Origin of the sequence: Neisseria sp. WLZKY-1 (assembly GCF_046546535.1) — a bacterium.
Lineage (GTDB): Bacteria > Pseudomonadota > Gammaproteobacteria > Burkholderiales > Neisseriaceae > Neisseria.
This window is the reverse complement of sequence record NZ_JBKGTW010000001.1, coordinates 121,955-129,780: the sequence shown is the minus strand read 5'-3', so window position 1 is coordinate 129,780 and position 7,826 is coordinate 121,955. Positions and strand designations below refer to the sequence as shown.

Genomic DNA, 7,826 nt, shown 5'->3' with positions numbered 1-7,826 from the left:
AAGAAACCGACAGCCAATGTTAAACATCTTCTGTCTGTTTTTGTCGCAGTGTGAGGCTCGCGCACTCACACTTATCGGTAATCGTTTTGTTAAAGAACAGCGCTGTCAAAGCAGCGAAGACGTGAACTATACAGAACCCCGAAACCCTTTGCAAGCTTTTGTGCGGAAATATTTCGAACGTTTCAAAAACACCAATGTTTCGTAAAGAAATTTTCTTACACCGTTCAATCAGATTCTGCCCATGCGGATTGGCGGGCGTATAATCCGCCCTTTTATTTTGACTACCGACCATACAAAAGGAATACCGATGAATTTTCCGCCGCGTTACGTTTCTGCCACCCGCATGCGCCGCATGCGCAAAGACGACTTCTCCCGCCGCCTCATGCGCGAACACACGCTTACCGCCGACGACTTGATTTACCCTGTGTTCGTACTCGAAGGCAGCGGACAGGAAGAAAACATCCCGTCCATGCCCGGCGTGAAACGCCAAAGCCTCGACAAACTGCTTTTTACCGCCGAAGAAGCCGTCAAACTCGGCATCCCCATGCTCGCGCTGTTCCCCGTCGTTACCCGCAACAAAACCGCCGCCGCCGAAGAAGCCTACAACCCCGAAGGCCTCGTACCCACCGTTGTCCGCGCCCTGTGCGAGCGGTTTCCCGAGCTGGGCATCATGACCGACATCGCGCTCGACCCCTATACCGTGCACGGCCAAGACGGCCTCACCGATTCAGACGGCTATGTGCTTAACGACGAAACCATCGAAGTATTGGTGCGCCAAGCCCTGTGCCACGCCGATGCAGGCGCGCAGGTTGTCGCCCCGTCCGACATGATGGACGGCCGCATCCTCGCCATCCGCGAAGCCCTCGAGGACGCAGGCCACATCCACACCCGTATCATGGCTTACTCCGCCAAATACGCCTCCGCCTTTTACGGCCCGTTCCGCGATGCCGTCGGCAGCAGCGGCAATCTCGGCAAAGCCGACAAAAAAACCTACCAGATGGATCCGGCCAACAGCAACGAAGCCCTGCACGAAATCGCCCTCGACATCCAAGAGGGCGCAGACATGGTGATGGTGAAACCCGGCCTGCCGTATCTCGACATCGTGCGCCGTGTCAAAGACGAGTTCGGCGTACCAACCTACGCCTACCAAGTCTCCGGCGAATACGCCATGCTGCAGGCCGCCATCCAAAACGGCTGGCTCGACGGCGACAAAGTTATCTTAGAAAGCCTGCTCGCATTCAAACGCGCCGGCGCCGACGGCATCTTGACTTACTACGCCATTGAAGCTGCCAAACAGCTCCGCCGCTGACAAAAGGCCGTCTGAAAACCCGAAACCAGGTTTTTCAGACGGCCTTTTGTCTACTTTACTCATCCCCTATCCATAAACCTGCTGTTTTTCCTAGAAGGAAACCGCCATGAAACGCGAAACCATCGCCCTGCACGCCGGCTACCGTTCCGACCCCTCCACCCGCGCCGCCGCCGTGCCCGTCTACCAAACCACCTCCTACACCTTCGACGATACCCAACACGGCGCCGACCTCTTCAACCTCAACGTCGCGGGCAACATCTACACCCGCATCATGAACCCCACCACCGCCGTGCTCGAAGAGCGACTCGCGCAGCTTGAAGGCGGCATCGCCGCGCTGGCGGTGGCAAGCGGCATGGCCGCCATCACCTACGCCGTGCAAACCATCGCGCAGGCGGGCGACAACATCATCGCCACCAAAACCCTCTACGGCGGCACCTACAACTACTTCGCCCACACCCTGCCGCAGCAGGGCATCAAAGTGCGCTTTGTCGATCCCGACAAACCCGAACAAATCGCCGCGCTTGCCGACGCCCGCACCCGCCTCGTTTACGCCGAATCCATCGGCAACCCCGCCATCAACGTTATCGACATCCCCGCCTTTGCCGCTGCCGCACACGCGCAGGGTCTGCCGCTAATGGTCGACAACACCGTCCCCTCCCCTGCCCTCTACCGCCCCATCGAACACGGCGCCGACATCGTCATCCAGTCGCTGACCAAATACATCGGCGGCCACGGCACCACCATCGGCGGCGCGATTATCGACAGCGGCAAATTCGCCTGGGCGGGCAACCCGCGCTTCGATGCCATCCTGAACCAGCCCGACCCCTCCTACCACGGTGTCAATTACAGCGAACACTTCGGCGCCGCCGCCTACATCGCCCGCGCCCGCGTCGTACCGCTGCGCAACACCGGCGCCGCACTCAGCCCGATGAGCGCCTTTTTGCTGCTGCAAGGACTGGAAACGCTTGCCCTGCGTATGGAGCGCCATTGCGAAAACGCCCTCGCCGTCGCCCGCTACCTGCAAAACCACCCGCAAGTCGCCTGGGTCAACTACCCCGCTTTGGACAACAGCCCCTACAAAGCACTGATCGACCGCGACTACGGCGGCAAAGCCTCCGGCCTGCTCAGCTTCGGCATCAAGGGCGGACGCGAAGCAGGGGCAAAATTCATCGACGCACTGCAACTCTTCCTGCGTCTGGTGAACATCGGCGACGCCAAATCGCTGGCCACCCATCCCGCGAGCACCACCCACCGCCAGCTATCGCCCGAAGAGCTGCAAGCCGCAGGCGTCGGCGAAGACATGGTGCGTCTGTCGGTCGGCATCGAACACATCGACGACTTGCTCGCCGATTTGGCACAGGCGCTCGCCGCCGCCAAATAAACGGGCAGCCGTAAAAAGGCCGTCTGAAACCCGATTGCGGTTTCAGACGGCCTTTTGCTTCACATTGCCACGCAGACTTGCGGCGGAACGGAAAAACGTACGGAAAAACATTCGGAGGCCGTCTGAAACCCTTTTTTAGACGGCCTCTCCGCACCCTATTCCCGATGGTAGGGATGATTGTTCAGAATCGACACTGCGCGGTAGAGCTGCTCGGTCAGCAGCACGCGCACCATGCCGTGCGGCAGTGTCAGGCTCGACAGGCGCAGCAGCAGCGCGGCGCGGCTTTTGAGCGCGTCGGTCATGCCGTCGGCGCCGCCGATCAGAAAGCAGACATGTTCGCCGTTCTGCCGCCAGCTTTGCAGATAAGCCGCCAGATCCACCGAGGTCGGCGCTTTGCCGCGCTCGTCCAGCGCCACAACCAGCGCCCCCGCAGGCAGTGCGTCGAGGATGCGTTTTTCCTCCGCCGCCATGCCCTGCGCCGCGTTCACGCCCGCGCCGCGCTTTTCGGGTTTGATTTCCTTCAACACATAATCCACATCGCGGCCGAAGCGCTTGGCGTATTCGTTCACCGCCTCGTCCACCCAGCGCGGCATCTTCGTGCCGACGGCCAACACCGTAATATTCATCTTTATCCTGTCCTTTTTTCTGTTTTCAGACGGCCTCAAAGCCTGTTTGTGCCGCAGGCCGTCTGAAAAACGGGGAAACACGTTTTTCAGACGGCCTCCGATCCTTATTCAAACAGCCGCCCCTGCGCCAGTATTTCGCGCACGGGCGCGAAGTCGCGGCGGTGTTCGGGCAGCACGCCGAAACGTTTGAGCGCGGCAAGGTGTTCCGCCGTGCCGTAGCCCTTGTGCCGCTCAAAGCCGTATTGCGGGAAACGTTTTGCCAACGCATACATTTCCGCGTCGCGCGCCGTTTTCGCCAGCACCGAAGCGGCGGAAATCTCGATGATTTTGCTGTCGCCCTTTACCACCGCCTCGGCAGGCGCGGGCAGATCGGGCGGCACGCGGTTGCCGTCGATAAGGATTTTGTCGGGCACTAGCGCCAGCCCCGCCACCGCGCGGCGCATCGCCAGCATCGCCGCGTGCAGAATGTTCAGTTCGGCGATTTCGTCCGTGTCCGCCGAGGCGATGCTCCACGCAAGCGCCTGCGCCTTGATGCGCGATGCCAGATCGTCGCGTTTTTTCTCGCTGAGCTTTTTCGAGTCGGTCAGCCCCGGCAAATCGTATGTTTCCGGCAAAACCACGGCGGCGGCAAACACGCTGCCCGCCAGCGGCCCGCGCCCCGCCTCGTCCACACCCGCACACACTATCCGCACCACAGCCGCCTCCCGTTTGCAAAAACGCGCAAGGATAACGTGCGGCGCGGCGCTGTCAAGGCCGTCTGAAAAGGCCGTCTGAAAGCGAAAATCCCGCCGCGTATCAAGCCCCTCCCCTGCGCCCGCGCGTAAGAGGGAACAAGGCCGTCTGAAAGCGGCGTTTCAGACGGCCTTAAGTTTCAGACGGCCTTAACCGGTATGCATCACAGGCGGCATCGGAGGCCGTCTGAAACGGGGTTTTACTGCGTTTGCAGCCATTCTTTCACCGCTGCTGCGAGGCGGGGAATGGCGGCTTCGCGGTCTTCGTCGGTGAGCAGCAGTGAGGGGGCGAGGCGGAGGACGTTTGCGCCGGCGACGAGGATCATCAGACCGTGGCGCAGGGCGGCGGCGGTGAGTTCGGCGGCTTTGCCCGCGTAGGGTTCGGCGAGGACGCAGCCGATGAGCAAGCCTTGTCCGCGCACGCTTTGGAAGATGCCGGTGTCGCGGCCGAGCGTTTCGAGGGCGGCGGTGAGGGCTGTGCCTTGGCGGCGGGTGTTGGCGCGGGTGTCTTCGCGGTGGATGAGGTCGAAGGCGGCGCAGCCGACGGCGCAGGCCAGGGGGTTGCCGCCGAAGGTGCTGCCGTGCGTGCCGGGGGCGAAGGCGGGGGCGAGACGGTCGGTGGTGAGCATGGCGGCGAGGGGGAAGCCACTGCCGAGGGCTTTGGCGCTGGTGAGGATGTCGGGGGTAACGCCTGTGTGCTCATAGGCGAAGAGTTTGCCGGTGCGCCCCATGCCGGTTTGCACTTCGTCGAAGATGAGGGCGGCGCCGAAGCGGTCGCACAGTTCGCGGGCGGCGTGCAGGAATTCGGGTGTGGCGGGCAGGACGCCGCTTTCGCCCTGCACGGGTTCGATGATGACGGCGCAGGTGTCTTCGTTAACGGCGGCGGCGAGGGCGGCGGGGTCATTGAAGGGGATGTGGACGATGCCTTCGGGCAGGGGGGCGAAGTCGCGGCTGTATTTGGGCTGGCCGCCGACGGAGACGGTGAAGAGGGTGCGGCCGTGGAAGGCGTTGGTGCAGGCGACGATTTGGTGTTTGTGTGCGCCGAAGGTGTCGCGGGCGTGTTTGCGGGCGAGTTTGAGGGCGGCTTCGTTGGCTTCGGCGCCGGAGTTGCAGAAGAAGACTTTGTCGGCAAAGGTGTGTTCGACGAGGCGGCGGGCGAGGTTTTGCGCGGGTTCGGTGGTGTAGATGTTGGAGATGTGCCAGAGTTTTTGCGCCTGATCGTTCAGGGCGGCGACGAGGGCGGGATGGCAGTGGCCGAGGGCGTTGACGGCGATGCCGCCGGCGAGGTCGATGTATTCGCGCCCTTCGTTGTCCCACACGCGGCTGCCGAGTCCGCGCTCGGGAATGACGGGGGCGAAGGAGAAGTTGGGCGTGAGGTAGTTTTGCATGGCGGGTTTCCTTTGTCGGACGGGTTTCAGACGGCCTTTATGGAGAAAGGCGGCATTATGCGCCGCCATGTTCGGTTTATCCAAGCAGCCCGGCCGTCTGAAAGAAGGCGCGGTAGGCAGCGGCTTTTTTCTGCAGGCTCAAAGGATAGGCGCGGGAGGTGGACGGCAGGCGCGTGAGGGTGAGTTCGCGGCCGGCATAGGGAAAGGGCACGGTTTCGCCCGTTTTGGGCATTTTGATGCCACCGCCCTGTATGCCGAGCAGGATTTCCGTGGCTTTGCCGCCTGTGGTAGCAATGTGGCGGCAGGCGGGCATTTGGCTTAACACGTCCTGCAAATCAACAGGTTCGACCACTTTCAGGAATTTGTCGGATGCGTTGCCGTGTTCGCGGATGGCTTTGTAGACGGTGGGGCAGGAGGCGATGCCGCGTTCGGTTAAAAACGCTTTGATTTTGTCGGCGTCAAACGCTTTTTCAGACGGCTTCTGAAAGTGTGCCGCGTCATTGAAAAACACCAGCCCGTATACGCGCCACATATCGTTTTGGAAATTGGGATAGTGAAATTCCATCGACCGCTTTTCGCCTGCGGGCGGGAAAGTGCCCATCAGCATCACCGTGGCTTGCGGCGGCAGAAAAGGCGGGAAGGGGCGGGTTTCGATAACAGGTTGGTCGGCAGACTCGGACATGGTTTTTCCTTTCAAAAGGGGTTTCAGACGGCATCGGCGGATTGAAACACGCCCCGCGCGCCGTTGACAACCGCGCCGCGTTCAGGAACGTCATTCCCGAGCAGGAGGGAACGGCCTCCCGCGCCCGCCGCAGTTGGCAGGCGGGGAGCGGCGGCGTATAGTGAAAAAACGCAAACCGTTCCCGTTTGCCTGATTTTGGAGACTACAAATGAGCGAGAAAATTTCCCCAAAAGACATCACCGTGTTATCCGCCACCATGCTGATTCCCCTGTGGGCAAAAGCCGTCGAATATGAGCGGCCGGATGCCATCCTGCACGACAAAGAAGCCGCGCGGATGCTGGACATGATTGATTACGACTTCACCCCCTTTGCCAAAGTCAAAGCATCGCAAGTCGGCTGCTGCGGGCGGGCGCGGATACTCGACGAAATGGCGCAGCGTTTTATCGACGGGCATCCCGATGCCGTGGTGGTGCAGCTCGGGGCGGGTTTGGACGCGCGCTACGAGCGCATGGGCAGACCCGCCGTTACCGCGTGGTACGACTTGGACTTGCCCGAAGTGATTGAAGTGCGGCGGATGATGCTGCCCGAGTCGAGCAACCGTTATCTGGGCGTATCCATGTTTGACGAGAGCTGGACGGACACCGTAGCCGCGCACGGCAAACCCGTGCTGCTGGTGATTGAAGGCGTGCTGATGTATTTTGAAGAAGCGCAGGTGCAGGCGTTTTTCCAAATGGTGCAGCGCAAACTGCCCGGCACGCAGATTGTGCTGGATACGCTGTTTAAAAAAATGGTCGGCCGCGCCCAGCAGCACGACGCGCTGCGGCAAATGGGCGAAACGCCGCCCGAATTCCGCTGGGGCGTGGGCAGTGCCGATGACGTGCTCAAACTCGCCCCCGGCAGCCGCCTGGTTGAAGAAATCGGCCTGAGCAGCATCTGCGCCCCGCGCTATCCCTTTATCCTGCGCCTGATTTATAAAACCAAATGGGGACGTGAAAACATGGATATGCGGCTGATGCGGATACAGCTTTGAGGCCGCGCAGACATGGCAAAAGGCCGTCTGAAAGCACCGTTTCAACGAAGTTAAAACCGGTTTTCAGACGACCTTTTGCCGCCAAGCCGCCGCTTCGGTAGAATGCGCGCCCTTATCCCGCAACACAATCAGGAGCAGCAAAATGGAAGATACCGATTTCGACAGCGCCATGGACAACCTCGACGACGCATTGGCCGGTTTTGACGACGTGGCCGTAGAAGGCGGATTCGACAGCGACAGCGACGACGATTCCTGCCCCGGCGGCGCGTGCAAAATCTGAGTTCCGCGTCTGACGCGCCAAAAGGCCGTCTGAAAAACCGATTCGGGTTTTCAGACGGCCTTTTTCGTTTGCGGCCTGCGTTTTTTCAGACGGCCTCACGCACCGGCTGCACCAGCACCCACGGCGCGACCACCACCGCCCACATTTCCTGCTTGTCGGCATAAAAACGCCGCGCCTGTTCTTCCGTCACCAGGCCGAATTTCCCCGCCTCCATCAGGCGGGCGACGGCTTCGCGGTCGTCGTCGGCCACCAGCCGCGCGGCGGCAATCAAATCGACATCGGGCGACACATATACCGCCGCGCCGCGCGCGAAATGGCTTTGCAGGTCTGCCCAAGCGATGCGGGCTGTTTCGAGGTTGAGTTTGTCGTTTAAAAGCGGTTCGGTCATCGGCTGCATCC

10 protein-coding genes are annotated in these 7,826 nt (G+C 61.1%); 5 read left to right on the top strand and 5 right to left on the bottom strand.

The window, feature by feature from the left end:
* From ACLD9W_RS00785 to ACLD9W_RS00775, 3 genes are all read left to right on the top strand, one after another.
* Window positions 1–205 (top strand): hypothetical protein (locus ACLD9W_RS00785; protein WP_410840237.1); only part of this gene is annotated, 205 nt, incomplete at its 5' end.
* 102 nt (window positions 206–307) lie between these two features.
* Window positions 308–1,309 (top strand): porphobilinogen synthase, encoded by a 1,002-nt coding sequence (hemB, locus tag ACLD9W_RS00780; protein WP_410840236.1) that lies wholly within the window; start codon window positions 308–310, stop codon window positions 1,307–1,309.
* Window positions 1,310–1,415: 106 nt separating this feature from the next.
* Window positions 1,416–2,690 carry an O-acetylhomoserine aminocarboxypropyltransferase/cysteine synthase family protein gene (locus ACLD9W_RS00775; RefSeq protein WP_410840235.1) on the top strand — a complete coding sequence of 425 codons (1,275 nt, stop codon included), beginning with the start codon at window positions 1,416–1,418 and terminating at the stop codon, window positions 2,688–2,690.
* A 155-nt stretch (window positions 2,691–2,845) separates the two neighbouring features.
* Here ACLD9W_RS00775 and rlmH read toward each other — a convergent pair whose 3' ends face one another.
* The 4 genes from rlmH to ACLD9W_RS00755 all read right to left on the bottom strand — a co-directional run bounded on the left by rlmH (window position 2,846) and on the right by ACLD9W_RS00755 (window position 6,117).
* Window positions 2,846–3,316: a 23S rRNA (pseudouridine(1915)-N(3))-methyltransferase RlmH gene (gene rlmH / locus ACLD9W_RS00770; protein ID WP_410840234.1), complete on the bottom strand. Its 471-nt coding sequence runs from the start codon at window positions 3,314–3,316 to the stop codon at window positions 2,846–2,848.
* Window positions 3,317–3,420: 104 nt separating this feature from the next.
* Window positions 3,421–4,002 (bottom strand): ribonuclease HII, encoded by a 582-nt coding sequence (gene rnhB / locus ACLD9W_RS00765; RefSeq protein WP_410840245.1) that lies wholly within the window; start codon window positions 4,000–4,002, stop codon window positions 3,421–3,423.
* A gap of 245 nt (window positions 4,003–4,247) precedes the next feature.
* A complete protein-coding gene (locus ACLD9W_RS00760; protein ID WP_410840244.1) occupies window positions 4,248–5,435 on the bottom strand; it encodes an acetylornithine/succinyldiaminopimelate transaminase in 1,188 nt (395 codons plus the stop codon).
* A 76-nt stretch (window positions 5,436–5,511) separates the two neighbouring features.
* Complete coding sequence (locus ACLD9W_RS00755; protein ID WP_410840233.1) at window positions 5,512–6,117, bottom strand: DNA glycosylase; 606 nt, start codon at window positions 6,115–6,117, stop codon at window positions 5,512–5,514.
* A 208-nt stretch (window positions 6,118–6,325) separates the two neighbouring features.
* Here ACLD9W_RS00755 and ACLD9W_RS00750 point away from each other — a divergent pair, with 208 nt between their 5' ends.
* Window positions 6,326–7,147 carry a class I SAM-dependent methyltransferase gene (locus tag ACLD9W_RS00750; RefSeq protein ID WP_410840232.1) on the top strand — a complete coding sequence of 274 codons (822 nt, stop codon included), beginning with the start codon at window positions 6,326–6,328 and terminating at the stop codon, window positions 7,145–7,147.
* Between the two features lie 142 nt (window positions 7,148–7,289).
* Complete coding sequence (locus ACLD9W_RS00745) at window positions 7,290–7,427, top strand: hypothetical protein (RefSeq protein ID WP_395428327.1); 138 nt, start codon at window positions 7,290–7,292, stop codon at window positions 7,425–7,427.
* An 85-nt stretch (window positions 7,428–7,512) separates the two neighbouring features.
* On the opposite strand, the gene ACLD9W_RS00740 is transcribed toward ACLD9W_RS00745, so the two are convergent.
* Window positions 7,513–7,815: a DUF2288 domain-containing protein gene (locus ACLD9W_RS00740; protein ID WP_410840231.1), complete on the bottom strand. Its 303-nt coding sequence runs from the start codon at window positions 7,813–7,815 to the stop codon at window positions 7,513–7,515.
* Between the last annotated feature and the right edge of the window lie 11 nt (window positions 7,816–7,826).